The sequence below is a fragment of the Nisaea denitrificans DSM 18348 genome, from assembly GCF_000426505.1.
GTDB lineage: Bacteria > Pseudomonadota > Alphaproteobacteria > Thalassobaculales > Thalassobaculaceae > Nisaea > Nisaea denitrificans.
In genome coordinates, this window is sequence record NZ_AUFM01000011.1 from 640,200 (window position 1) to 664,823 (window position 24,624).

24 protein-coding genes and 2 tRNA genes are annotated in these 24,624 nt (G+C 58.5%); 24 read left to right on the top strand and 2 right to left on the bottom strand.

Annotated elements, in window-relative coordinates; genetic code table 11:
• Positions 1-80 precede the first annotated feature (80 nt).
• The 3 genes from lon (at position 81) to K328_RS0103830 (ending at position 3,181) form a co-directional block, all read left to right on the top strand.
• A complete protein-coding gene (lon, locus tag K328_RS0103820; RefSeq protein WP_036553119.1) occupies positions 81-2,480 on the top strand; it encodes an endopeptidase La in 2,400 nt (799 codons plus the stop codon).
• Positions 2,481-2,747: 267 nt separating this feature from the next.
• Positions 2,748-3,020 (top strand): HU family DNA-binding protein, encoded by a 273-nt coding sequence (locus K328_RS0103825; RefSeq protein WP_028464834.1) that lies wholly within the window; start codon positions 2,748-2,750, stop codon positions 3,018-3,020.
• 85 nt (positions 3,021-3,105) lie between these two features.
• Positions 3,106-3,181: transfer RNA gene (locus K328_RS0103830), tRNA-Val, on the top strand.
• 30 nt (positions 3,182-3,211) lie between these two features.
• Here the strand turns inward: K328_RS0103830 and K328_RS0103835 are convergent.
• Positions 3,212-3,619, bottom strand: coding sequence for a hypothetical protein (locus K328_RS0103835; protein ID WP_028464835.1), 408 nt, complete (start codon positions 3,617-3,619; stop codon positions 3,212-3,214).
• 240 nt (positions 3,620-3,859) lie between these two features.
• On the opposite strand from K328_RS0103835, the gene K328_RS0103840 reads away from it, so the two are divergent.
• The 21 genes from K328_RS0103840 (at position 3,860) to K328_RS25590 (ending at position 23,296) form a co-directional block, all read left to right on the top strand.
• Positions 3,860-3,936: transfer RNA gene (locus K328_RS0103840), tRNA-Asp, on the top strand.
• Positions 3,937-4,158: 222 nt separating this feature from the next.
• The gene (locus K328_RS0103845; RefSeq protein WP_028464836.1) at positions 4,159-4,524 is read left to right on the top strand and encodes an NADH-quinone oxidoreductase subunit A; all 366 of its coding nucleotides are present in this window, start codon (positions 4,159-4,161) and stop codon (positions 4,522-4,524) included.
• Positions 4,515-5,072: a NuoB/complex I 20 kDa subunit family protein gene (locus K328_RS0103850; RefSeq protein WP_028464837.1), complete on the top strand. Its 558-nt coding sequence runs from the start codon at positions 4,515-4,517 to the stop codon at positions 5,070-5,072. The genes K328_RS0103845 and K328_RS0103850 overlap by 10 nt, the downstream gene beginning before the upstream one ends.
• Before the next feature lie 40 nt (positions 5,073-5,112).
• Complete coding sequence (locus tag K328_RS0103855) at positions 5,113-5,745, top strand: NADH-quinone oxidoreductase subunit C (RefSeq protein ID WP_028464838.1); 633 nt, start codon at positions 5,113-5,115, stop codon at positions 5,743-5,745.
• Positions 5,745-6,923 (top strand): NADH-quinone oxidoreductase subunit D, encoded by a 1,179-nt coding sequence (locus K328_RS0103860; RefSeq protein ID WP_028464839.1) that lies wholly within the window; start codon positions 5,745-5,747, stop codon positions 6,921-6,923. The genes K328_RS0103855 and K328_RS0103860 overlap by 1 nt, the downstream gene beginning before the upstream one ends.
• Complete coding sequence (gene nuoE, locus K328_RS22485; protein WP_051284436.1) at positions 6,920-7,597, top strand: NADH-quinone oxidoreductase subunit NuoE; 678 nt, start codon at positions 6,920-6,922, stop codon at positions 7,595-7,597. The genes K328_RS0103860 and nuoE overlap by 4 nt, the downstream gene beginning before the upstream one ends.
• The gene (gene nuoF, locus K328_RS0103870) at positions 7,597-8,892 is read left to right on the top strand and encodes an NADH-quinone oxidoreductase subunit NuoF (RefSeq protein WP_028464840.1); all 1,296 of its coding nucleotides are present in this window, start codon (positions 7,597-7,599) and stop codon (positions 8,890-8,892) included. Before nuoE ends, nuoF begins: the two co-directional genes overlap by 1 nt.
• Before the next feature lie 36 nt (positions 8,893-8,928).
• Entirely contained in the window at positions 8,929-11,025 is a 2,097-nt protein-coding gene (nuoG, locus tag K328_RS0103875; RefSeq protein WP_028464841.1) for an NADH-quinone oxidoreductase subunit NuoG, read from the top strand.
• 14 nt (positions 11,026-11,039) lie between these two features.
• Positions 11,040-12,062, top strand: coding sequence for an NADH-quinone oxidoreductase subunit NuoH (gene nuoH, locus K328_RS0103880; protein WP_028464842.1), 1,023 nt, complete (start codon positions 11,040-11,042; stop codon positions 12,060-12,062).
• Positions 12,063-12,121: 59 nt separating this feature from the next.
• Positions 12,122-12,610, top strand: coding sequence for an NADH-quinone oxidoreductase subunit NuoI (nuoI, locus tag K328_RS22490; protein ID WP_036553121.1), 489 nt, complete (start codon positions 12,122-12,124; stop codon positions 12,608-12,610).
• Between the two features lie 97 nt (positions 12,611-12,707).
• The gene (locus K328_RS0103890) at positions 12,708-13,313 is read left to right on the top strand and encodes an NADH-quinone oxidoreductase subunit J (RefSeq protein ID WP_028464843.1); all 606 of its coding nucleotides are present in this window, start codon (positions 12,708-12,710) and stop codon (positions 13,311-13,313) included.
• A 5-nt stretch (positions 13,314-13,318) separates the two neighbouring features.
• Positions 13,319-13,627, top strand: a complete 309-nt coding sequence (gene nuoK, locus K328_RS0103895; protein ID WP_028464844.1) for an NADH-quinone oxidoreductase subunit NuoK — start codon at positions 13,319-13,321, stop codon at positions 13,625-13,627.
• 6 nt (positions 13,628-13,633) lie between these two features.
• Positions 13,634-15,565, top strand: coding sequence for an NADH-quinone oxidoreductase subunit L (gene nuoL / locus K328_RS0103900; RefSeq protein WP_028464845.1), 1,932 nt, complete (start codon positions 13,634-13,636; stop codon positions 15,563-15,565).
• A gap of 4 nt (positions 15,566-15,569) precedes the next feature.
• The gene (locus K328_RS0103905) at positions 15,570-17,081 is read left to right on the top strand and encodes an NADH-quinone oxidoreductase subunit M (RefSeq protein ID WP_028464846.1); all 1,512 of its coding nucleotides are present in this window, start codon (positions 15,570-15,572) and stop codon (positions 17,079-17,081) included.
• 16 nt (positions 17,082-17,097) lie between these two features.
• Positions 17,098-18,558: an NADH-quinone oxidoreductase subunit NuoN gene (nuoN, locus tag K328_RS0103910; protein ID WP_028464847.1), complete on the top strand. Its 1,461-nt coding sequence runs from the start codon at positions 17,098-17,100 to the stop codon at positions 18,556-18,558.
• Positions 18,559-18,614: 56 nt separating this feature from the next.
• Positions 18,615-19,367 (top strand): biotin--[acetyl-CoA-carboxylase] ligase, encoded by a 753-nt coding sequence (locus K328_RS0103915; RefSeq protein ID WP_028464848.1) that lies wholly within the window; start codon positions 18,615-18,617, stop codon positions 19,365-19,367.
• Positions 19,367-20,170: a type III pantothenate kinase gene (locus K328_RS0103920; protein WP_028464849.1), complete on the top strand. Its 804-nt coding sequence runs from the start codon at positions 19,367-19,369 to the stop codon at positions 20,168-20,170. The genes K328_RS0103915 and K328_RS0103920 overlap by 1 nt, the downstream gene beginning before the upstream one ends.
• Positions 20,167-21,834 carry a ribonuclease J gene (locus tag K328_RS0103925; RefSeq protein ID WP_028464850.1) on the top strand — a complete coding sequence of 556 codons (1,668 nt, stop codon included), beginning with the start codon at positions 20,167-20,169 and terminating at the stop codon, positions 21,832-21,834. Before K328_RS0103920 ends, K328_RS0103925 begins: the two co-directional genes overlap by 4 nt.
• 23 nt (positions 21,835-21,857) lie before the next feature.
• Positions 21,858-22,262, top strand: coding sequence for a methylmalonyl-CoA epimerase (gene mce, locus K328_RS0103930; RefSeq protein ID WP_028464851.1), 405 nt, complete (start codon positions 21,858-21,860; stop codon positions 22,260-22,262).
• Between the two features lie 15 nt (positions 22,263-22,277).
• Positions 22,278-22,529 (top strand): DUF1467 family protein, encoded by a 252-nt coding sequence (locus tag K328_RS0103935; protein ID WP_028464852.1) that lies wholly within the window; start codon positions 22,278-22,280, stop codon positions 22,527-22,529.
• Between the two features lie 320 nt (positions 22,530-22,849).
• A complete protein-coding gene (locus K328_RS25590) occupies positions 22,850-23,296 on the top strand; it encodes a hypothetical protein (RefSeq protein WP_051284438.1) in 447 nt (148 codons plus the stop codon).
• Positions 23,297-23,349: 53 nt separating this feature from the next.
• Here the strand turns inward: K328_RS25590 and K328_RS0103945 are convergent, their stop codons facing one another.
• A complete protein-coding gene (locus K328_RS0103945; protein WP_028464853.1) occupies positions 23,350-24,573 on the bottom strand; it encodes an acyl-CoA dehydrogenase in 1,224 nt (407 codons plus the stop codon).
• Between the last annotated feature and the right edge of the window lie 51 nt (positions 24,574-24,624).

The window sequence follows — 24,624 nt, forward strand, 5'->3', positions numbered from 1 at the left end:
GTGCCATTTAAATAACGGTTCGCCGGGCGCTCTCCCCATCCCGGCAATCGTTTTGTAGAGGGGAGCGAGTTGAAAGACTGATGCAAGAGACAGGTACCTCAAGTTTCCCCGTCCTTCCGTTGCGCGACATCGTCGTCTTTCCGCACATGATTGTTCCGCTCTTCGTGGGCCGCGATAAATCTGTGCGTGCCCTCGAAGACGTCATGAAGGACGACAAGCAGATCCTTCTGGTTACGCAGAAAAATGCTGCGGATGACGATCCTTCACCGGCCGACATTTATACTGTCGGCACCGTTGGTACCGTCTTGCAGCTTCTTAAATTGCCCGACGGCACGGTAAAGGTGCTGGTTGAAGGCATTCAGCGTGCGCGGATCACTGAGTTCAAGGACAACGAAGATTTCTTCGAAGCCTTTGCTGAGCCGATTGTCGACGAGGAAAGCGACGATCCGGAGCAGGAAGCGCTGTCCAGGGCCGTCGTCAGCCAGTTCGAGCAATATATCAAGCTGAACAAGAAGATTCCGCCCGAGGTTCTGGTTTCGGTCAACCAGATCGAAGATCCGGCCAAACTGACGGATACCATCGCGTCCCATTTGGCTCTGAAGATTGCCGAGAAGCAGGAACTGCTTGAAAGCGAGACGGTCATTGAGCGTCTTGAGCGGGTCTACGGCTTCATGGAAGGCGAGATCGGTGTTCTGCAGGTTGAGAAACGCATCCGGAACCGCGTCAAGCGGCAGATGGAGAAGACCCAGCGCGAGTATTATCTGAATGAGCAGATGAAGGCCATTCAGAAGGAGCTCGGCGAAACCGACGACAGCCGCGATGAACTGGTCGAGCTTGAAGAGCGGATTCGGAAGACGAAGCTCAGCAAGGAAGCGCGTGAGAAGGCAGATGCGGAGCTGAAGAAGCTGCGCAACATGAGCCAGATGTCCGCGGAAGCGACCGTTGTCCGCAACTATCTGGACTGGCTGCTTGCTATTCCGTGGAAGAAGCGCTCGCGGGTCAAGAAAGACATCAAGCATGCCCAGTCGGTTCTCGATCGGGATCATTATGGGCTTGAGAAGGTCAAGGAGCGGATCCTTGAGTATCTCGCCGTGCAGCAGCGCACTGGCAAGGTGAAGGGACCGATTCTCTGCCTCGTTGGTCCTCCGGGTGTCGGAAAGACTTCGCTCGGTAAATCCATCGCTGAATCCACGGGTCGTAACTTTGTCCGCATGTCGCTCGGCGGTGTGCGTGACGAGGCCGAAGTGCGCGGACATCGCCGGACCTATATCGGCTCGCTTCCGGGCAAGGTCATTCAGGGGATGAAGAAGGCAAAGTTTTCAAACCCGCTGTTCCTGCTCGATGAAATCGACAAGCTCGGTAATGATTATCGGGGCGACCCGTCTTCGGCATTGCTCGAAGTGCTCGACCCGGAGCAGAACACGACCTTCCAGGACCATTATCTGGAAGTCGATTACGATCTTTCGGACGTGATGTTCGTTACGACCGCGAACACGCTGCGTATGCCGCAACCGCTTCTCGATCGGATGGAGATCATCCGTATCTCCGGCTACACCGAGGACGAGAAGGTGGAGATCTGCAAACGCCATCTGATCAACAAGCAGATCGAGCAGCACGGTCTCAAAAAAGGCGAATGGTCGATCACAGACAAAGGTCTGCTTGATCTGGTCCGCTACTACACTCGTGAGGCCGGCGTCCGCAATCTTGAGCGCGAGCTAGCCAATCTGGCGCGCAAGGCGGTCAAGGAAATCCTCATGGACGGGGTGAAGTCGGTCGAAGTGACCCCCGAGAATTTGGAAAAGTACGCGGGCGTCCGGAAGTACCGCTACGGCGAGGTCGAGGAAAACGATCTGGTCGGTGTTACCACGGGTCTTGCCTGGACAGAGGTCGGCGGCGAGTTGCTCTCTATCGAATCGGTGACCGTACCTGGCAAGGGCAAGGTGATTTCGACCGGCAAGCTCGGCGATGTCATGCGCGAATCGATCCAGGCGGCTGAAAGCTTTGTGAAATCACGCGCTTTCATGTTCGGGATTCCTCTGAAGAGCCTTGAGAACCGGGATATCCACGTGCATGTGCCGGAAGGCGCGACGCCGAAGGATGGCCCGTCCGCAGGTGTCGGCATGGTGACCTCGATTGTATCGGTCCTGACCGGTATTCCGGTGCGCCGGGATGTCGCCATGACTGGAGAGGTCACATTGCGCGGGCGTGTCCTGCCGATTGGGGGGCTCAAGGAAAAGCTCCTGGCGGCGCTTCGTGGCGGTCTCAAGGTCGTATTGATCCCGAAGGACAACGAGAAAGACCTCGCGGAGATCCCGGATAACGTCAAGGAAGGCCTGGAGATCATTCCGGTCGCTTCAGTTGACGAGGTTCTTGCCACGGCGCTGACAAAACCTTTGGTGCCGATTGATCCGGAAGAGATTGTTATCGAGCCTGTGGCTGCAGCTGATGGCAAAAAAGAGAAGTCTCTGACAACACATTAGGTTGTTCTGCCAATCGACAGGCAGAAAACAAAGAATTGAGCTTAACCCCGGCTTTCGAGTCGGGGTTTTCTCATTTTTATCACTATAAATTATTCGAAAATTACCGGAATAAAATTGAGCAATATTGATAATCCCCGCAATCCTGCGGAAATCTGCCGGTTGTTCGATTGACGCCCGTGTTTTCCGCGATTTAAACTAACTCACCAATTGGGCCGGTAATCCGGCCAATTTCTGGGTGATTCCATCAATTGATAGGGGGGCTATAACGTGAATAAAAATGAGCTCGTCGCGGCCGTTGCCGATTCCGCTGATATAACCAAAGCTGATGCGGCTTCCGCTGTCGACGCTGTCCTCGACTCCATTACCTCCGCGCTGAAATCCGGTGACGAGGTCAGGCTGGTCGGTTTCGGTACCTTCAGCGTCGCATCCCGCGCCGCCAGCGAGGGCCGCAATCCGCGGACTGGTGAAAAAATTCAAATTGCCGCGTCGAAACAGCCGAAATTCAAGGCTGGCAAGGGTCTGAAAGACGCTTTGAACTGACGCTACGCATTTCTCTCTTTTCGCGTGACGCCGTCCCTGTTAGAAGGGGCGGCGTTTTCGTTGGGGCTTGTCCCCGATGCGGAACGGGCGCTTAGCTCAGCTGGCAGAGCATCTCGTTTACACCGAGAGGGTCGGCGGTTCGATCCCGTCAGCGCCCACCATCCGCTCCAGACGCTAGATCTGCCCGAACGCTAGATGTATCGCCCTTGTACGATGGCATAACGATACATCGCATGCAGGTCGGCCCTGGTTTTGGGGCTCACTCGATTCTCCGAAATTTCTTTCGAATAGTCGCGAATGTCCCGTTTGGTCTCCACAGAGACTCGCGGGCTGGCCAACAAAATCTCAAACATCTGCTTGGGCGAGGCCTGTGTAGGGTCCGGCGGCGCGCTGCTCGCGGGCTCGGCAGTGAGGTCGTCGCTCTGGGTATCGCGTACCTTCAGGAACTTCCTGGGCAGCAGGAGATCGTTCCAGACCAGCCCGTACTGGTTCAGGATGTTGCTTATGGCATCGACCGCGTTCAGCACCTCTCCGTCGTTCTCGCTGGCCAGCATGGCGATGAGCTTCGTGAGTCGGCCATAATCGCGTTCGGTCATCATCGGGCAGGGATCCTGTTCTGGTCCGTTGGTCTTGTTTTTGTAACTTAAGCTTGGATGTCGGTCGGGGAAAACAAAGAATTTTCTGCGGAAAACCGGACTATTCCGGCGGTTACGCGCGGTCGACCCAAAAAAGTGTCATTTTTCCAATCCATCGTGCTTGACACTCCATGGGGGCCCACGTAAATAAGCGCCTCCTCGTCGGGGGCGCCGCCAAACGGACGGCACCGCGGCCCAGAAAACGGGGGTGTAGCTCAGTTGGTTAGAGCGCCGGCCTGTCACGCCGGAGGCCGCGGGTTCGAGTCCCGTCACTCCCGCCATTTATCTTTAGTTAAATCAATTCTGAAATTGTATACGGCCCGGTCATCGACCGAGGCCGTAAGATGCGTTCAAGCGCCGGAATTTAAAGAATTCTTTCGGTCTTTCTGTGGCGACACAGGCTTTTCTTGGACGCGCTATGGAACTATAGTGCGCCCGGTAACAAGGCGTGGGTGTATCCTAGGATCACTTCAATGCGCCGGGCATGAGAGAGAGCTGACGATATGAGCGATATCCTCCGGGAATATTTGCCTATTCTGATTTTCCTCGCTGTTGCGATCGGGCTCTGCCTCGCAATGGTGATCGGATCTCTGTTGGTCGTGAAGCAGCGGCCTGATTCGGAAAAGGTTTCGGCCTACGAGTGTGGCTTCGAAGCGTTCAACGATTCCAGAGGCCAGTTTGACGTCCGGTTCTATCTTGTTGCCATCCTTTTCATCATCTTTGACCTGGAAGTGGCCTTCCTGTTTCCTTGGGCGATCTCGCTCGGCGGGATTGGGCTCTTTGGCTTCTGGTCGATGATCATCTTCCTCAGCGTATTGACGATCGGATTCGTCTACGAATGGCGCAAAGGGGCGTTGGAATGGGAGTGAGACCCGTTATGCAGGCTTCGCAGGATCTTCGCCCGCTTCCGCCAGGTGCCGATCAGGACGCTATCCTGAAGGCTGTCGGCGACGAGCTGAATGAAAAGGGCTTTGTCGTCGCTCAGGCTGATAAGCTCTTCAATTGGGCCCGCGGCGGCTCGCTCTGGCCGATGACCTTTGGTCTTGCCTGTTGTGCCGTCGAGATGATGCATTCGGCCGCCAGCCGATATGACCTTGACCGGTTCGGCATGGTGTTCCGGCCGAGCCCGCGGCAGTCCGACGTGATGATTGTTGCTGGTACGCTGACCAACAAGATGGCCCCGGCCCTGCGCAAGGTTTACGACCAGATGGCCGAGCCGCGCTGGGTGCTCTCCATGGGCTCCTGTGCCAATGGCGGCGGCTACTATCACTATTCCTATTCAGTGGTCCGCGGCTGCGACCGTGTCGTGCCGGTTGATGTCTATGTGCCTGGCTGCCCGCCGACGGCAGAGGCGCTTCTTTACGGGCTTCTACAGCTTCAGAAGAAGATCAAACGCACTTCGACGATCGCCCGCTAATACGGGTCCGGACCAACGCCAGGCAGAGGCAGACGACAGCATGGCAGCACCGACACAAATGCAGAGAGAGCTGGCGGACTATCTGTCCGGCCAGCTCGACACCGAGCTTGTCGAGACCGGTTTTATTCTCGACGAACTCGTGATCCGCACCCGGCCGCAATATATCCTGAAGGTGCTTACCTTCCTTCGGGATGATGCGCAGTGCCAGTTCCGGTGCCTCGTCGATCTCTGCGGTACCGATTATCCGGAGCGTGAACAGCGATTCGACGTTGTCTACAATCTTCTGAGCGTGCAACAGAACAACCGGATACGGGTCAAGGTCGCGACCGACGAGGTGACACCAGTCCCTTCGGTCAGTGGCGTGTTCCCGTCGGCCGAGTGGTTCGAGCGCGAGGCGTGGGACATGTACGGAGTCTTCTTCTCCGATCATCCGGACCTGCGCCGGCTACTGACGGATTATGGTTTCGAAGGTCATCCGCTGCGCAAGGACTTCCCGCTGACTGGTCATGTCGAAGTGCGTTATGACGACGAGCAGAAGCGGGTGGTCTACGAGCCGGTGAAGCTGGTTCAGGATTTCCGCAGTTTTGATTTCCTCAGCCCTTGGGAAGGCGCGCGTTCGCTCCTGCCGGGTGACGAGAAGGCGGATGAGCAGTCCGAAGAGGGGGCTTCCTGATGGCTGAAGCGCATATCAAGCCGCTTACGCTGAATTTCGGCCCGCAGCACCCTGCCGCGCACGGTGTGCTGCGCCTGGTGCTGGAGATGGATGGCGAGATCGTCGAACGGGCTGATCCGCATATCGGTCTTCTGCATCGTGGCACCGAGAAACTGATCGAATACAAAACCTATCTGCAGGCAGTGCCGTATTTCGACCGACTCGACTATGTCGCGCCGATGTCTCAGGAACATGCCTATGCGCTGGCGGTCGAGAAACTGCTCGGCATCGAAGTGCCGAAACGCGGTCAGTACATCCGGGTGCTCTATGCCGAAATCTCGCGCATCCTGAACCACCTGCTGAACATCACGACCTTCGCGATCGACGTTGGCGCCATGACGCCGCTGCTCTGGGGCTTCGAAGAGCGCGAAAAGCTTATGGAGTTTTATGAGCGGGCCTGCGGCGCGCGTCTGCACGCGGCTTATTTCCGCCCGGGCGGCGTGGCCATGGATATTCCGGCTGGCCTGCTGGACGACATCATGGCCTGGACCGAGACTTTCCCGGCCCTGATGGACGATATCGAGAGCCTGCTGACGGAAAACCGGATCTTCAAGCAGCGGACCGTGGATATCGGCATCGTCACGGCTGAAGAGGCGCAGGCGCTCGGCTTCAGCGGTCCGTGCATCCGGGCTTCGGGCATGCCGTGGGATCTGCGGAAATCGCAGCCTTATGATGTTTATAGCGAGCTCGATTTCGATATTCCGATCGGCAAGACCGGTGACTGCTACGCGCGCTATCTGGTGCGTATCAAGGAAGTCCGGGAAAGCCTGAAGATCATTCGGCAGTGCGTTGAGAAAATGCCGGACGGCCCGGTGAAAACCGAAGACCGGAAGGTTGCTCCGCCGAGCCGCGGCGAAATGAAGCACTCGATGGAAGCACTGATCCACCACTTCAAGCTTTATACTGAGGGTTATCACGTGCCGGCTGGCGAGACCTACACAGCCGTGGAAGCGCCGAAAGGCGAATTCGCAGTGTTCCTGGTCTCCGACGGCACGAACAAACCCTATCGCTGTAAGATCCGGGCTCCCGGATTTTCGTTCCTGTCCGCCATGGATTTCTTGTCCAAAGGGCACATGCTGGCCGACACCGTCGCCATCATTGGCTCGCTTGATATTGTGTTCGGGGAGATTGACCGGTGAGCGGTATCGACATCGCCGAGAACCAGCCCGAGAGCTTTGCCTTCACGCCCGAGAATATGGCGAAGGCGGATGCGATCATTGCCAAATATCCGGAAGGCCGTCAGGCCAGCGCGGTGATGCCGTTGCTCGATCTGGCCCAGCGCCAGCACGACAACTGGATTCCGCTGGCCGCGATCGACGTGATCTCCGAGAAACTGACAATGCCGCGCATCCGGGTTCTGGAAGTGGCGACCTTCTACACGATGTACAACCTGAAGCCGGTCGGGAAATATTTCCTGCAGGCCTGCACCACGACGCCGTGCTGGCTGCGCGGTTCCGATCAGGTGATGAAGTGCATCAAGGACAAGCTCGGTCTCGACAACCATCAGACCAGCGAAGACGGCATGTTTACCCTGCTTGAGGTGGAATGCCTTGGCGCCTGCGCCAATGCGCCGATTCTGCAGGTAAACGACGATTTCTATGAAGACGCCAATTACGAGAACACAGCCAAGCTGCTCGACGCCCTGAAGAAGGGTGAGGTGCCGGAGCCGGGCTCGCTCAGCGGCCGGAACCATTCCGAGCCGGAGGCCGGTGCGCAGACCCTGATGTCCTACAGGGACAATGAGGGTGCCCGGACGTATGACGCTCAGATCAGCGCCGCCCAGTCTACTGATGCTAATGCGGGAGACAAGTGATGTTGAGGGACGAGGACCGCATCTTCACAAACCTCTACGGCTGGTTCGACTGGGGCCTTGAAGGCGCCCGCAAGCGCGGCGACTGGAGCACCACAAAAGAGATTCTTTCACGCAGCCCGGAAGATATCGTCGAAGACGTGAAGAATTCCGGATTGCGCGGACGCGGCGGGGCGGGCTTCCCGACCGGTGTGAAATGGTCCTTCATGCCGAAAGAGGTGAAGGACAAGCCGCATTATCTCGTGGTCAACGCCGATGAGTCCGAGCCGGGCACCTGCAAGGACCGTGAAATTATCCGGAATGATCCGCACAAGCTGGTCGAAGGCTGCCTGATCGGCGGTTACGCCATGCGGGCGACTGCGGCTTTCATCTATATCCGTGGCGAGTTCTATAATGAGGCGATGCGCCTTCAGGCAGCGATCGACCAGGCCTACGAAGCGGGTCTGATCGGCAAGAACGCCTGCGGTTCCGGCTACGATTTCGACGTCATCCTGCATCGCGGTGCCGGCGCCTATATCTGTGGCGAGGAAACCGCTCTTCTGGAGAGCCTCGAAGGCAAGAAGGGCCAGCCGCGGCTGAAGCCGCCGTTCCCGGCTGGTGTCGGCCTTTATGGCAGCCCTACAACGGTCAACAATGTTGAAAGCATTGCGGTTGTTCCGGAAATCCTGCGGCGCGGCTATCAGTGGTTTGCGGATCTTGGCCGACCGAAGAATTCCGGCACCAAGCTGTTTTGCATCTCGGGCCATGTTGAAAATCCGTGCAATGTCGAAGAAGAAATGGGCATTCCGCTCCGTGAGCTTCTTGAGAAGCATTGCGGCGGTGTGATCGGCGGCTGGGACAACCTGCTGGCCGTGATCCCAGGTGGCTCCTCCGTGCCGATGATGCCGAAGTCGGTTTGCGACGACGTGCTGATGGATTTCGATTCGCTCCGCGAAGTAGGCGCCGGTCTCGGTACCGCCGCCGTCATCGTGATGAACAAGCAGACAGACATCGTCCGGGCCATTGCGCGCCTTTCATACTTCTACAAGCATGAGAGCTGTGGCCAGTGCACGCCGTGCCGTGAAGGCACCGGCTGGATGTACCGGGTCATGGACCGGCTCTGCCGGGGCGAGGCAGAGGTCGAGGAAATCGACGCGCTTTATGAAGTTACCAAGCAGATCGAAGGTCATACGATCTGTGCGCTGGGCGATGCTGCTGCATGGCCGATCCAGGGTCTTCTCCGGCACTTCCGGCCGGAAGTTGAACGCCGGATTGAAGCTCGCAAGGCCGGCCAGCCGGTATTGGAGGCAGCGGAATGATGTGCCCGACGGGAACGTGCTTGCGGGGAGATCGCAATGCCTAAATTGACAGTCAACGGTACGGAGGTCGAGGTTCCGGCTGGCGCCTCCGTGTTGCAGGCTTGCGAAGAGGCTGGCGCCGAGGTGCCGCGCTTCTGTTATCACGAACGCCTGTCGATTGCGGGTAACTGCCGCATGTGCCTCGTGGAAATGGAACGCTCACCGAAGCCTGTTGCTTCCTGCGCGATGCCGGCCGGCGAAGGCATGGTGATCCGCACGGATACGGATCTGGTGAAGAAGGCGCGGGAAGGGGTGATGGAGTTCCTCCTCATCAACCACCCGCTGGATTGCCCGATCTGCGATCAGGGCGGCGAATGCGACCTGCAGGATCAGGCGATGGCCTTCGGCCATCATTCCAGCCGCTATGACGAGAACAAGCGCGCGGTTGAAGACAAGTATATGGGCCCGCTGGTCAACACGATCATGACCCGCTGCATCCATTGCACACGCTGCGTCCGGTTCTCGACCGAAGTGGCCGGTGTCACCGATATGGGCCTGCTCGGCCGCGGTGAGAATGCGGAAATCACGACCTATCTGGAAAAGGCGCTCGACAGCGAGCTCTCGGCCAATGTGATCGACCTTTGCCCGGTCGGCGCGCTGACCTCCAAGCCTTACGCGTTCGTGGCGCGCCCGTGGGAGCTGCGCAAGACCGAGACCATCGATGTGATGGATGCGCTTGGCTCGAACATCCGGGTCGATACGCGGGGCTCCGAAGTGCTTCGTGTGCTGCCGCGCCTGCATGAAGAGGTCAACGAAGAGTGGATCTCCGACAAGACCCGTTATGCCTGTGACGGTCTGAAGCGCCAGCGGCTGGACAAGCCGTATCTCCGCAAGGACGGCAAACTGCAGCCGGTTTCCTGGGATGACGCTTTCGCCGCCATTGCAGCGAAGATGAAGGGGCTCAAGGGCGCCGAAATTGCCGCTGTTGCCGGCGATACGGTCGACGTTGAGTCCATGTTTGCCCTGAAGGGCCTGATGACTGCGTTGGGTTCACCGAACCTGGACTGCCGTCAGGACGGTGCAAAGCTCGATGCGACGACCCGGGCCGGTTATCTTTTCAATGCGACGATTGCCGGGATCGAGGAAGCCGACGCCATCCTGATCGTCGGCGCTAATCCGCGCTGGGATGCTGCCGTCTTGAATTCCCGCATCCGCAAGCGCTGGCTCACGGGCGGTCTCAAGGTCGGTGTGATCGGCGCGCCGGTCGATCTGACTTACAAATACGATCATCTGGGCGCCGGTGCTCAGACCCTGACCGAGCTTGCCGATGGCAAGAACGATTTTGCCTCCGTACTAAAGGACGCCAAAAAGCCGATGCTCATCCTCGGCATGGGCGCGCTGACCCGCGAAGACGGGGCGGCGGTTCTGGCGATGGCCCGCAAGATCGCGGAAAGCACCGGCATGCTCGTGCCCGCCTCGAAGGACGAGGAAGGCAACGAGGTTCCTGCCTGGAACGGTTTCAGTGTGCTGCACACGGCGGCATCCCGCGTTGGCGGCCTCGATATCGGCTTCCTGCCGGGCAATGGTGGCGCGGATGTCGCGGGCATGCTCGACGGCGCTTCCAAGGGCAAGATCAAGGCGGTTTACCTGCTTGGTGCGGACGAGATCGATACACAACGTCTCGGCGATGCCTTCGTGATCTATCAAGGCCACCATGGTGACCGTGGCGCACACCGTGCGGACGTGATCCTGCCAGGCGCTGCCTACACGGAAAAAGATGGCCTCTACGTGAACACAGAAGGCCGGGTGCAGATGGGACTGCGGGCCAGCTTCCCGCCGGGCGAGGCCCGCGAGGACTGGACCATTGTCCGGGCTCTTTCGGCGCATCTCGGTGCGACACTGCCCTATGACAGCTTGGAGCAGCTTCGGGCCGCTCTTCGGAAGTCTAACGAGGTCTTTACCGAGATCGATATCGCGCCGAAGGCTGCCTGGGGGCCGTTCGGCGCCGAAGGAGCAATGTCCGAGACAGGTTTTGGAACCACGGTCGAGAATTTCTACATGACCGATCCAATCAGCCGGGCCTCCCAGACGATGGCCGAATGCACGGAAGTCTTTGTCCTGCCCAAGCAGGACAAGACCGGGACCGAGGGGTGAGGAGTTAAGTGGGTATGGATGCGATCCTCGAAACCTACGTGATCCCGACAGCGATCATTCTGGCGCAGATCCTCGCCATTGTGGTGCCGCTGCTGGTGGCCGTGGCCTATCTCACCTATTTCGAACGCAAGGTGATTGGTGCCATGCAGATGCGGAAGGGGCCGAATGTTGTCGGTCCGTTCGGTCTGCTGCAGCCGCTCGCCGACGGTGTAAAGCTGTTCGCCAAGGAAACCATCATGCCGGCGGGCGCGAACAAGATCATGTTCGCCATGGCGCCGATGTTGACCTTCACCCTTGCCATGATCGCCTGGGCGGTGATCCCGTTCGATGCAGGCATGGTGCTGTCCGATATCAATGTCGGCGTGCTGTATCTGTTCGCGATTTCCTCGCTCGGCGTCTATGGCGTGATCATGGCTGGCTGGGCGTCGAACTCGAAATACGCCTTCCTCGGCGCGCTTCGCTCGGCGGCGCAGATGGTCTCCTACGAAGTGTCCATCGGCTTCGTGATGATTACCGTTCTGCTCTGTGTCGGCTCGCTGAACCTGACCGCTATTGTCGAAGCGCAGAAGACGGTCTGGTTCGCCATTCCGCTGCTGCCGATGTTCGTGATTTTCTTCGTCTCGGCACTGGCCGAAACGAACCGGGCGCCGTTCGACCTTCCGGAAGGCGAGTCGGAGCTGGTTGCTGGGTATTTCGTCGAATATTCCTCAATGACCTTCGCCCTGTTCTTCCTTGGTGAATACGCGAACATGATCCTGATGAGCGGGATCACTGTGATCCTGTTCATGGGCGGCTGGTTGCCGTTGTTCGATATCGCACCGTTCAACTGGATACCGGGGCCGATCTGGTTCTTCGCCAAGATTGCCTTTGTGCTGTTCTTCTTCCTTTGGGTCCGGGCGACATTCCCGCGCTACCGCTACGATCAGCTGATGCGTCTGGGCTGGAAAGTGTTCCTGCCGTTCTCGCTGCTCTGGGTCGTGCTGACCGCTGGTGTGCTGGTGGCCTTCGACTGGGTACCGGCGCCGGTGTTGGGATGAGGACGGATCGAATGATGTCAGACGCGACTGAAACGCGCACGATGGAGAGAGGCTGAGCCATGAGCACGTTGCAACAAAGCGCGCGCGGCCTGCTGCTGTGGGAACTGCTTTCGGGCATGTATCTCACGCTGAAGTATTTTTTCAAGCCGAAGGTGACCATCAATTACCCTTATGAAAAGGGGCCGATCAGCAGTCGCTTCCGCGGAGAGCACGCCTTGCGCCGCTACCCGAACGGGGAAGAACGCTGCATTGCCTGCAAACTCTGCGAGGCGATCTGTCCGGCACAGGCCATCACCATCGAGGCCGAGCCGCGCGACGACGGCAGCCGGCGGACGACCCGCTACGATATTGATATGACGAAATGCATCTATTGCGGCTTCTGTCAGGAAGCCTGCCCGGTCGATGCGATCGTCGAAGGACCGAACTTTGAATTCGCCACGGAAACCCGCGAGGAGCTGTTCTACAACAAGGACAAGTTGCTCGCGAACGGGGACCGCTGGGAGCGCGAGATCGCGCATAATCTGACCGTCGAAGCGCCGTACCGTTAAGGGCTGCTTGGGGGCGAGGGAACATGAAGAAAGCCGATAGAATGGCTGAGATGACTCACAAAATGCCTGCCGGACTTCCGGCGGAGCGGGGGCGCGGATGATCCAGGCACTCATATTTTATGTCTTTGCCGCGATCACCATTGCCTCGGGCGTCATGGTGGTCTCGTCGCGGAACCCGGTTCATTCGGTTCTGTTCCTGATCCTGGCTTTCTTCAATGCGGCAGGACTGTTCGTCCTGATCGGAGCCGAATTCATCGCCATGATTCTGGTGGTGGTCTATGTCGGTGCGGTCGCGGTGCTGTTCCTGTTCGTCGTCATGATGCTGGACATCAATTTCGTCGAGCTGCGTCAGGGCTTCATGAAGTACCTGCCGATTGGCCTGTTGATCGGGGTGGTGATCTTCGCCGAACTGTTCTTCGTGGTGACAAGTTGGGTGATCGCACCTGATCTGATCACGGCGGCCCCGGCGCCTGATCCTACGGCTGTGACCAATACTCACGCGCTCGGCGCGCTGCTTTATACCCGCTATGTCTATCTCTTCCAGTCGGCTGGTCTGATCCTGCTGATCGCCATGATCGGTGCCATCGTGCTCACGCTTCGGAGCCGGCCGGGGGTCAAGCGCCAGCGTATCTCGGCACAGCTTTCCCGGACCACGGAAGAGACGGTTGAAGTCGTTAAAGTGCAGAGCGGGGAAGGGGTCTGATCATGCTGGAAATCGGCCTGGCGCATTACCTGACGGTTGCCGCCGTCCTCTTCACACTCGGTATGTTCGGGATCTTCCTGAACCGGAAGAACGTGATCATCATCATGATGTCGATTGAGCTCATGCTGCTCGCGGTGAACATCAACCTGGTGACCTTCTCTGTCTTCCTGAACGATCTCGTCGGACAGATCTTCGCACTCTTCGTGCTGACGGTCGCCGCGGCGGAGGCCGCCATCGGCCTTGCCATCCTCGTGGTGTATTTCCGCAATCGCGGAAGCATCGCGGTCGAAGACATCAACCTGATGAAAGGGTAAGGCCGGATGTACGCCGCAATCGTCTTCCTGCCGCTGCTCGGCAGTCTCATCGCGGGCTTCGGAAACCGCGCCATCGGAGACCGTCCGGCGCAGCTTGTCACCTGTGCCGGCATGTTCGGTGCGCTGGGGCTCTCGATCATCGCATTCTTCGATGTCGCGCTCGGCGGTAACCCGGTCACGGTAGAGCTGTTCACCTGGATTTCTTCCGGATCGATGGAAGCCTCCTGGGCGCTCAAGTTCGATACCCTGACGGCGGTCATGCTGATCGTGGTCACAGGCGTGTCGACCATGGTTCATGTCTATTCCATCGGATACATGAGCCACGACGCCTCAAAGCCGCGTTTCATGGCCTATCTCAGCCTCTTCACCTTCGCCATGCTGATGCTGGTGACGGCGGACAATCTGGTGCAGATGTTCTTCGGCTGGGAAGGCGTCGGTCTCGCCTCCTATCTGTTGATCGGTTTCTGGTTCCATAAGCCATCCGCCAACGCTGCGGCGATGAAGGCCTTCATCGTCAACAGGGTCGGCGATTTCGGTTTTGCCTTGGGTATCTTCGGCACATACCTGCTGTTCGATACGGTCGTGCTGGACGATATCTTTGCCGCCGCGCCGGAAAAAGCGGGCATGACGCTTGAGTTCCTTGGTACAGAGTGGCACGCCCTGACCATCCTTTGCATGCTGTTGTTCATTGGTGCCATGGGTAAGTCGGCCCAGCTCGGCCTGCACACCTGGCTTCCGGACGCCATGGAAGGCCCGACGCCGGTCTCCGCGCTTATTCACGCGGCAACCATGGTGACGGCCGGTGTGTTCATGGTCGCGCGCCTGTCGCCGATGATGGAATTCTCGCCCGATACGCTCATGGTGATCACAATTGTCGGGGCAACGACGGCCTTCTTCGCGGCGACTGTCGGTCTCTGCCAGAACGACATCAAGCGGGTGATCGCCTATTCGACCTGTAGCCAGCTCGGCTACATGTTCTTCGCCTGCGGTGTTTCGGCCTATTCCGCCGCTATCTTTCACCTGATGACGCACGCCTTCTTCAAGGCACTGCTGTTCCTCGGCGCCGGCTCGGTGATCCACGCCATGTCGGACGAGCAGGACATGCGCAACATGGGCGGCATCTGGAGACACATCAAACTCACCTACATCATGATGTGGATCGGTAGCTGGGCTCTGGTCGGCCTGCCGCCATTCTCCGGTTTCTTCTCGAAGGATCTGATCATCGAAGTGGCGTATGCGCGTCACACCGGTGTCGGCGATTACGCCTTCTGGCTCGGTGTCGGGGCGGCCTTCATGACAGCGTTCTATAGCTGGCGTCTCCTGATCATGACCTTCCACGGCGCTCCCCGCGCCAGCAAGGAAGTCATGAGCCATATCCATGAATCCCCGCCGGTCATGACAGTGCCGCTGATCGTTCTTGCGACCGGCGCAGTGTTTGCCGGTTGGCTTGGCTACCAGTATTTCGGCGGAGACCTGCGCGAGCAATTCTGGGGGGCCGCGATCTTCGTCGCCGAAGGCAACGATACGATCGAAGGCGCACACCACGTACCGACCTGGGTGAAACTGCTTCCGATCGTCGTCACGGTCGCCGGTATCGGCCTTGCCTATGTCATGTATATGTTCGTGCCTGGTTTGCCGGCGAAGGTCGCCTCGACCTTCCGGCCGATCTACCTGTTCCTGCTGAACAAGTGGTACTTCGACGAGCTGTACGACTACATCTTCATCCGTCCGGCCATGAAGCTCGGCCGTATCTTCTGGAAAAGCGGCGACGGCGCGATCATCGACGGCTTCGGCCCCGACGGCGTCAGCCTGATTACCAAACTTGCGGCGGTCCGCGCAGGCAAGATGCAGTCCGGATATGTCTACCATTATGCCTTTGCGATGATGATCGGCGTGGTTGCGATCATCTCCTGGTACATGCTGATGAGCGGGAAGTAAGACCATGAGCGATTGGCCTCTCCTCTCTCTGGTAACCTTCCTGCCGCTGGCGGGGGCACTCTTCATTGCGCTGACCCGCGGTGAAGAAGAGCAGGTTGCCAAGAATGCCCGCTACGTGGCGCTCTGGACCTCGCTGATTACCTTCGTGGTATCGCTGCTGATCTGGGCCGGGTTCGACCCGACCACGGCTGACTTCCAGTTCGTCGAAAAGCGCGACTGGCTGCCGGATTGGGGCATCGGCTATCACATGGGTGTCGACGGCATCTCCATGTGGTTCGTGCTGCTGTCCACGCTGCTCACACCGATCTGCATTCTTTCAAGCTGGGAGGCTGTGCAGAAGCGGGTGAAGGAATACATGATCGCCTTCCTGGTCCTTGAGACCCTGATGGTCGGCATGTTCTGTGCGCTGGATATTCTGGTCTTCTACATCTTCTTCGAAGGTGTGCTGATCCCGATGTTCCTGATCATTGGAATCTGGGGCGGTGCCCGCCGGGTCTATGCGGCGTTCAAGTTTTTCCTCTACACGCTGCTCGGCTCCGTGCTGATGCTGATCGCCATCCTGACCATGTATCTGCAAACCGGCACGACGGACATCCCGGAACTGATGGCCGCCGGTTTCTCTACGGAATTGCAGACTTGGCTCTGGCTCGCGTTCTTTGCCTCCTTTGCGGTCAAGGTGCCGATGTGGCCGGTCCATACATGGTTGCCCGATGCTCACGTTGAGGCGCCGACGGCGGGGTCCGTGATCCTTGCCGGCGTGCTGCTGAAGATGGGCGGTTACGGCTTCCTTCGATTCTCCATTCCGATGTTCCCGGAAGCGACCGAGTATTTCGCGCCGCTGGTCTTCGTGCTCAGTGTCGTAGCGGTGATCTACACGTCGCTCGTCGCCTTGGTGCAGCAGGATATGAAGAAACTGATTGCGTATTCTTCGGTTGCGCATATGGGCTTTGTCACCATCGGGATGTTCACGCTGAACACCCAGGGCGTCGAAGGCTCTATCTTCCAGATGTTGAGCCACGGCGTTGTCTCCGGCGCGCTCTTCCTTTGCGTCGGCGTGGTCTATGACCGGATGCACACCCGCGAGATCGCGGCTTATGGCGGTCTGGTGGAGCGTATGCCGCGCTATGCGCTGGTCTTCATGATCTTCACCATGGCTTCCGTCGGCCTGCCGGCCACCAGCGGTTTCGTCGGTGAGTTCCTAATCCTGATGGGCGCCTTCGAGGCGAGTACCTGGCTTGCGGCTTTTGCCGCAACGGGCCTGATCCTGGGTGCCGCCTACATGCTCTATCTTTATCGCCGGGTTATCTTCGGTGTGATGGACAAGGAGGCTTTGAAGCAGATCCTTGACCTGTCGCCCCGAGAGATCGCGATTTTCGCACCGCTCATCATCCTCGTCTTCTGGATGGGCATTTATCCGTCGACCTTCCTCGACATCATGTCGGTGTCTGTCGATCACCTGATCAGCAACTACAAGGTTGCGCTCGGCGATGCCGGCGTGGCCGTGGCCGCCCGCTAGGGCAGGAGTGAGACCCATGGACGCGATCACAACGCTTCCCGTGATGAGCCCGGCGGCCGCGGAAATTTTCCTCGCAGCGGCCGCCATGGTGCTGCTCATGTTCGGCGTGTTCAGAGGCGGCAAGGCACAGGAGGCGACCTCCTGGCTCGCTGTCGCAGTGCTTCTGGTGGCAGGTGGCCTGGTGATGAGCCACGGCGGCGACACGACATTGGCCTTCTTCGGTATGTTCAAGGCCGGACCGTTTGCGCAGTTTGCCAAGATTCTGATCCTTGCCGGCTCAATCCTTTCCATCATTATGTCCCGGAGCACTTTCCGGCAGGACAGTTTCGAGCGCTTTGAATATCCGGTTCTGATCGTGCTCTCGACGCTCGGCATGCTGATGATGGTGTCGGCCAACGACCTGATCGCGCTCTATGTCGGTCTCGAGACCCAGAGCCTGGCGCTTTACGTCATTGCCTCGATCCGTCGGGACACGCTGAAATCCACCGAAGCCGGCCTGAAATACTTTGTCTTGGGTGCGCTGTCCTCAGGGATGCTGCTTTACGGCTCCTCGATGGTTTACGGTTTCGCTGGGACGACCGAGTTCGAAGGTCTGGCGAACGTATTCTCCGGTCTGGACGGTCAGCAGCCGTCGGTCGGTTTGATCATCGGCCTCGTGTTCGTGATCTGTGGCCTCGCCTTCAAGGTTTCCGCCGTTCCGTTTCATATGTGGACCCCGGATGTCTATGAAGGTGCGCCGACACCGGTCACCGCTCTGTTCGCGGTTGCACCGAAGGTCGCGGCGCTGGCGCTGTTCCTGCGGGTTCTGCTGGAGCCGTTCGGCGCTCTGGTCGGCGAGTGGCAGCAGATCATTGCCCTGATCGCGGTCCTCTCCATGGCAATCGGTGCGATCGCGGCGATCGTCCAGACGAATATCAAGCGCCTGATGGCCTACAGTTCCATCGGCCATATGGGCTATGCGCTGGTCGGGCTTGCTGCTGCAAACGAGGCAGGGGTCAGCGGAATTCTGGTCTATCTCGCTCTCTATCTCTTCATGAATGTCGGAACCTTTGCCTGCATCCTCTCGATGCGTCGGCAGGGTCGTCCGGTCGAGGGCATTCACGATCTGGCCGGGCTCTCCAAGACGCATCCGGGCATGGCCGCGATGATCATGATCTTCATGTTCTCGATGGCTGGTATCCCGCCGCTCGCCGGTTTCTTCGGAAAGTGGTTTGTGTTCATGGCTGCGGTCAATGCAGGCCTCTTCGCTCTCGCGATTCTCGGCGTTATCGCCAGCGTGATTGGTGCTTTCTATTATCTGCGCATCGTCAAGATCATGTATTTCGACGAGGCGGAAGAGCCGCTGGACACCGCGATCCCGGGGGATCTGAAAATCATCATGACGGTGATGGCTGCGGTGACGCTGTTGTTCTTCATCGTCCCCGCACCGCTGGTCAGCAGCGCCAAAGCGGCCGCATCAGCCCTGTTCGCCGGGTGAGGCAAGTGGCCCGCGCTTGACTGAGTGTCTGGCGGGGCCCTGAAGGACCTGAATATTTGAACCACGAGCGCCAGAGCCACGGCTTCAGGATTCTGGGTTACGATTCCGTATCCAGCACGAATGACGAAGCCGACAGCTTGGCGCAAAACGGGGCTCTGGACCGGACATTGATCTGGGCCCGGAGCCAGAGTTCCGGGCGCGGTAGGCTCGGCCGGGCATGGGTGTCCCCGGAAGGAAATCTCTACACGACGGCGATCCTCGACCCGGGGTTGCCGCTCGGCCGTCTGCAGGAGCTCTCTTTCGTCGCGTCGCTTGCTGTTCACGATACCGTCTCCGGCTTGTTGCCCGATGCGGACCAGGTGCTGAAATGGCCGAATGACGTGTTGCTGGGCGGCGCCAAGATTTCCGGCATCCTGACTGAGACGCGTGTGCGCGGAGACCATGTTGTCGCTCTGCTGGGGGTCGGCATCAATCTCGCCCATGCTCCGGATGGCGCCCGGTATCCGACAACGGCACTTGGGGATCATCTTGCCGCGCCACTCACGGTCGAGGGATTGCTCGATCTCTATCTGAAGGCTCTGTCCGCGCGCTATATGCTTTGGTGTTCCGATGGGTTTGCGCCTATCCGGGCTGCATGGTCGGAACGGTCGCGCTGGATCGGCCAGAGGGTTTCTGTCGAGAATGGTGAACAGAAGATCGTTGGCCGCTATGACGGGATAGAGGCTGACGGCTCGATGATTGTCGTAGGTGATGGCGGCGAGAAGCACAGGATTTCTGCCGGCGATGTTCGGCTTGCGGAGGGCGGCTGATGCTGCTGACGATAGATTGTGGCAATACGAACACGGTATTCGCGGTGTTTTCCGGAGATGAGAAACGCGGCTCCTGGAGAGCGTCGACCAATGTTGCCCGCACGGCGGATGAATATGCTGTCTGGCTGACCCAGCTGATGGCGCTCGAAGGGATCGACCGGAGCGATATCGGCGAAGTGATTATGGCGACGGTTGTGCCGGAGGTGGTTTTCAATCTGGAAACCCTGTGCCGGAAATACTTCAAGATCGAGCCCATGGTTGTTGGCCGAAAAGGTGTGGATCTCGGGATCGATATCCGGATCGAGCGGCCGACTGAAGTCGGGGCGGATCGTCTGGTGAACGCCATTGCCGCACATGCGGCCTATGAGGGCGCGCTGATCGTCATCGATTTCGGCACAGCAACGACTTTTGACGTTGTTGAACCTGATGGCGGTTATGCCGGAGGGATCATTGCGCCGGGAATCAATCTTTCCCTTGATGCGCTTTACAACGCAGCGGCACAGCTGCCGCGCATTGCAATCCGTCCGCCGGAGATGCCGGACGAGGGGACCAACAGTCCCGTGCGCGTTATCGGAAAGTCGACAGTGAGTGCCATGCACTCGGGAATCTTTTGGGGATATATCGGTCTGATCGAAGGCTTGGTTTCCCGCATCAAAGCAGAGTACGGAACGGATATGACGGTTATTGGCACGGGCGGACTTGCGGCGATCTTCGCCGACTGCACGCCGGTTATTGAACATGTGGACGAGGCGATCACACTACGCGGCCTGTTGCTGATCCATGAGCGGAATAAAACTCGATGAGCGGCGTGCCGAAGATCAAGGACGAGGATTTCATTTTCCTGCCGCTTGGCGGCAGTGACGAAATCGGGATGAACCTCAACCTCTACCATTATGGCGGCAAGTGGCTGATGGTGGATCTCGGGATCTCCTTTGGCGACGACACGATGCCCGGCATCGATGTACTGCTGCCGGACCCGGAGTTCATCGAACAGCGCCGGAAGGATCTGGTCGGGCTGGTTATCACCCACGGCCATGAGGATCACATCGGGGCTATTCCTCATCTGTGGCCGCGTTTGCGCTGCCCAATTTATGCGACCCCCTTCACGGCGACACTGATACGCCGGAAGCTTTCCGAGGTGGGAATTCTTGAACAGGTCGAGCTGATCGAGGTGGATATCTCCGCCAACTTCGTTCTTGGCCCGTTCGAGCTGCAATTGATCACGCTCACTCACTCCATTCCGGAGGCTAACGGGCTGGCGATCCGCTGTGGCGGCGGTACGGTAATGCATACGGGTGACTGGAAATTCGATCCGGACCCGGTGATCGGACGGACGAGCGATATCGAAGCCCTTCGCGAACTCGGCGATGAAGGCGTGCTCGCTTTGATCGGTGATTCGACGAATGTCCTCGATGAGGGCAGATCTGGTTCCGAAGCCAGCCTGACCGAGTCACTTGCCGAGTTGTTCCGGCAGCATGATCAGCGCATTGCCATCACCTGTTTTGCGTCGAATGTCGGCCGGCTTGCGAATATCTCGGCCGCGGCTGCGGCTGCCGGCCGTAATGTTGCGCTGGTTGGCCGCTCTCTCTGGCGTATGTATGAGGCGTCACTGCAGAATGGGTATCTCCGCGATATTCCCGAATTTCTGTCGGAGAAGGACGCAGGCTTCATTCCGCGCGACAAGCTGGTCTTGATCTGCACCGGATCTCAGGGAGAGTCGCGGGCCGCTCTTGCCCGAATAGCCGAGAACGCACACCAGGAAATCACGCTTGAGCGCGGTGACGTCGTTATCTTCTCGTCCCGGGAGATTCCCGGGAACGAAACAGCGATTGGCCGGGTGCAGAGCCGGCTGGTGGCGCGAGGCATCGAGGTGGTGACCGAGCGGGACCATCATGTCCATGTTTCTGGGCATCCGGCTCGTGAGGAACTGGTCGAGATGTACCAGTATATCCGCCCGAAAATCGCCGTGCCGGTCCATGGCAGTCCGCGCCATCTGGAGGCACATGCCCGGCTCGCACGGGAATGCCAGGTGCCTGAAGCCATCGTGCCGGGCAATGGTAGCCTGATCCGCCTTGAAGAAGGTAACGTCGAGGTTATTGGCTGGGTGCCGACCGGCATGCTGACCTTGGATGGTGGCCGGATCATTCCGCTTGAATCGAGCGTGATCGGTGATCGCAAAAAAATGCTGTTCAACGGAGCGGTCTCGGTAACCGTGCTGATGAACGGAAAGGGTCAGTTGCACAGTGATCCGGTGCTGACCTTCAACGGCATTGCCGATGAAGGCGAAATTGACGCATTGAGTGACACTGCGACAGATCTCATATGGGAGACGGTCGGCGCACTCGGCAAGAAGGCGCGGACCAAGGACGAAGAGGTTGGAGAAGCGGTGCGCCGGGCTGTTCGCCGCGTCGTTCGTGCCGAATATGGAAAGCGCCCTGTAACGACGGTCCATGTGCTGCGTGTCTGACGAAGAATAAAGGGAAGAAATCGATGATCGGTCGCTTGAACCATGTTGCCATCGCCGTGCCGAATCTGGATGCGGCATGTGCCACCTATCGAGGTGCGCTCGGTGCCAGCGTCAGTGCTCCCGAAGATCTGCCCGAGCATGGCGTGACCGTCGTCTTCATCGAGCTCCCCAACACCAAGATCGAGCTGCTTTATCCGCTCGGGGATTCTTCACCGATTACGGCTTTCCTTGAAAAGAACCCGTCCGGCGGTATGCATCATGTTTGCTACGAGGTTGACGACATCATTGCTGCTCGCGATCGCCTGAAGGCCGAGGGCGCAAGGGTACTCGGGGACGGCGAGCCGAAGAACGGGGCGCATGGCAAACCGGTTCTGTTTCTGCACCCGAAGGACTTTGCCGGGACGCTGGTCGAGCTCGAGCAGGCTTAGGCGGAGCGCACGTGCATGAATGACTGGGTTTCTATCGTTGTCGTCTTTCTGCTGCTCTGGTGGTGGTTCTTCCTGATGGCGCTGCCGATTGGCGTGCGCGTTGTGGAAGAGCCCGAGGAGGGCCATGCTCCAAGTGCACCCAAGCGGCCGCATCTCTGGAAGAAAGCATTGGGAGCCACGATTGTGGCACTCCTTGCCACAACCTTGATCAACTACATCATTGCAGCCGATCTGTTCTCGTTCCGGGATGCTATTCAGAATTGGTAATGGCCGGGCCGGGAGAGGCTGTGGCTAACACGGAACCAAGTCTGATAAAGAAAAGGTGGCACCAAGAAAAACGGCAAGATCTGGAAGATCTTGCCGGCGAATTTTTTTTTATGATTCGACCGCAGCGTTTTAACGCTGTGGTTCGCTTCCTCCCTAAACTCGGGCCAAATTCGCGGCTCGGACTTATTCTTTTTTTTTATTGATGGGGACCATATGACATGTTGGTGAAGGCGTCACTAATTTTTTTGCGCCTAGGTCAAATGATATCGATTCTCATCTAATTTTTGTTATCAAACGTCGTCTGGGGAGCGAATTGAGACATGATCATGTGCTTTTACGCAAAGTTGAAGTTGTCGGCTCCGTTTCTGATTACCGGAAGCCTTTTCCTTGCGGGTGCGGTTTTAGGAAATGCTCGGGCCGATGAGACGAAAGGTATCGAGATTTCGAAAGAGGATTGCGCGCGGCTCATTGCCCATCAGCCTTCTGCCGATGTTGAGTACAAGCCGGGGATTGATGCCGCTGGACGGCCGGTTGTATCGGCGGATTTGCCCGGCTCAGCCATCATTGAGGCGCCGACAAAGATTATCATCCCGCTCACACTTGATGTGGCCGATCTTTTCTCTTTGCCGGAAGGTGTGGCCGGGGAAGCCGGTATTGGAGCGATAGAATACGACATCATGTCGGGCCGGCTTGAATTCAATGGCCAGCAGCTCACCGACCCGCAGATGGCAGCAATTTCCGCGGCCTGCGCAAATATGAAGAAATAAAAACGGCGGCGCCCTGGGGGCGCCGCCGCCGGTATTCGTTTTAGTGTGTCGCGTCAGGCACCGGTGAAGGCCTGAAGCCCGGTCTGTGCGCGGCCCAGGATCAGGGCATGCACATCGTGGGTGCCTTCGTAAGTGTTCACTGCTTCCAGGTTCACGACGTGCCGGATCACATGATATTCGTCCGAGACGCCATTGCCGCCATGCATGTCGCGGGCAACGCGGGCGATGTCCAGAGACTTGCCGCAATTGTTCCGCTTCATCAGAGAGATTGCTTCCGGCGCACCGTGGCCGCTGTCCATCATCCGTCCGAGACGCAGAGCGCCATGCAAGCCGAGTGTGATCTCGGTCTGCATGTCGGCTAGCTTCTTCTGGATAAGCTGGTTGGCGGCGAGCGGGCGGCCGAACTGCTTGCGGTCCATCGTGTACTGACGGGCCTGATGCCAGCAGAACTCGGCGGCACCAATGGCGCCCCAGGAAATGCCGAAGCGGGCCTTGTTCAGGCAACCGAAAGGCCCCTTCAGGCCAGATACGTTCGGCAGCATGTTCTCTTCCGGGATCTCGACATTATCCATGACGATCTCGCCGGTGACGGAAGCGCGCAGGGAGAACTTGCCCTCAATCTTGGGCGCGGTCAGGCCCTTCATGCCTTTTTCAAGGACGAAGCCGCGGATCTGGCCGTCATCGGTCTTTGCCCAGACGACAAAGACGTCGGCGATCGGCGAGTTGGTGATCCACATCTTCGCGCCATTCAGCAGATAGCCGCCCTGGACGCTCTTCGCGCGAGTGACCATGCTTCCCGGGTCGGAGCCGTGGTCCGGTTCGGTCAGGCCGAAACAGCCGACCCATTCGCCGGTTGCCAGCTTCGGCAGGTACTTCTGCTTCTGCTCTTCGCTGCCGTAAGCATAGATCGGGTGCATGACCAGGCTGGACTGGACGCTCATGGCTGAGCGGTAACCACTGTCGACCCGCTCGACTTCACGGGCGATCAGGCCGTAGCAGACATGGTTCACACCGGCGCAGCCATAGCCATCGATGGTGCAGCCGAGAAAGCCCAGCTCTCCCATCTCGCTCATGATCTCGCGATGGAAGACTTCATCCCGGAAGGCCTCCTGAACCCGCGGCATCAGTTTGTCCTGACAATAAGCGCGCGCGGCATCGCGGATCATCCGCTCTTCCTCGGTCAGTTCCTGCTCGAGGAGGAGGGGATCTTCCCAGTCGAATTGCGGTCGCGAGGCTTTCGCCGACTTCGCGGCATCGACAACGGGTTGGACGGACATGGGGAGACTCCCAAAGTTGCTGAATTTGTTGCAGAGGTATATACGCCGAAG